Raw genomic sequence first — 1,537 nt, forward strand, 5'->3', positions numbered from 1 at the left:
TTGCATATTTCTATATCCAGATCTTAAAATTTTAAATTTAATTTTGGTATAAAAAGCATCATTTTTACACCAGTTTAAAACTTCTCCATCTTTATCCATCAAATAAACTCGATTTTGACCATTCTCTATTCTAACTTTATATACCCAAAGTTTTTTATGACGTTGGTTTTCTGAAAGTGGAGTAAAATCAAGTCCTGTTTGATCTGCATCTCGCAATGATTCCTCATAAATTAATAATTCATCTCCTGGAGTTAAATATAAAGAGGCATCATTAGCTCCTACTAATTCAAATGATTTCTTCGTTGAATAAGAACTATTTGTTCTTAACTCTCCTTCAATTCCAATATTATTTGTTGCCAACCCCATGTTATTGTAATTCCAATAAGCAGGATAATTAAAGCTATAAATCGATTCATCAAACTCATTTGTTGTCTCTGTTAAAAGAACACTTCCTGTGTTTGCATCCCATGCAAGATTCTTTGTAGAAACTTCCGCGCCATTCTCTCTTGCAATCACCTCTTTTAAAATACCTGTTGTATGAACTACTTTAGTCATCGTTGTCCCTCTATAAACATTTGTATGAACTCCTGAAGAAGGTAAAGGAACAGGAATTGTCAATACATAAACCACTAAAGGAATGAAAGCTCCATTGGTATTTATCCCTCCTGTATAAGAAACTGCTTCATTCTCTTTAAAATCCGCTACAACATCATAATGCTCTCCAATTACTTCATCTCGAATTATCGATCCATCTGAATCAATAATTGGTAGTTTATTATTTAATTTTCTAGAATCTTGCTCATCAACACTATAAATTTGCTCTGTACCTGAGATAAAAGCTCCAAATTCATTATAAATATCTGAAGACTTTGGCTTCCCATCCATATCATTTGTATGAACAGAAAATCCTTGTGTCATCGATAAATAATTATCTGTCTTTACTCGTAATTTAAAAATCCCTCTTAAAAGATTATCAAATATATTAGTCAACCCTGGATAAGAGTTATTTATAGACTTTAAATGTGTCATGTCTGATGTCGTAGGATAATCTTTCGTAGTGAAAAATTTATTTACAACTTTTCCTGTTCTATGTGATTCTAAAACTTTAAAAGAAGTGGAACTCTCAACATCATCTGTTGTCAAACTACTCACTGTTACAGTGCTATAAGTAATCCCTGCTGATGGATAAAATGACATACCAATTGGCGCATTAGTATAGTTAAATTCTATTGGCGCTATCAGTTTTCCTGCATCTGGATAAATTGGCATAATCAATGGATTTTCCATACTTCCCATTGGTTCAAAAGAAGCAACTCCACTACTCTCTCCTTCTTTTAAATTACCTTTCTCATCCACTAGTTCATAATCAAATTTTTGACCGTAAAACTTTTGGAATACATTTGATTGTGAAGACGATTCAAACATCTTATCCCACTGATCTGACAGCTTTAATTGTTTTACTCGTAATCCTCCTCCTAATTTTGAAGTTCCTGGATATTGAAGCCTTATCCATGACTTCTTCGGTCTAAAATTATTT

1 protein-coding gene is annotated in these 1,537 nt (G+C 32.3%); it reads right to left on the bottom strand.

Going from position 1 to position 1,537, the window contains the following annotated elements:
• A partial coding sequence (locus I1A51_RS17585) for a hypothetical protein (protein ID WP_196896241.1) occupies window positions 1-1,537 on the bottom strand: 1,537 nt, incomplete at both ends.

This window comes from Aureivirga marina, from assembly GCF_015767265.1.
Lineage (GTDB): Bacteria > Bacteroidota > Bacteroidia > Flavobacteriales > Flavobacteriaceae > Aureivirga > Aureivirga marina.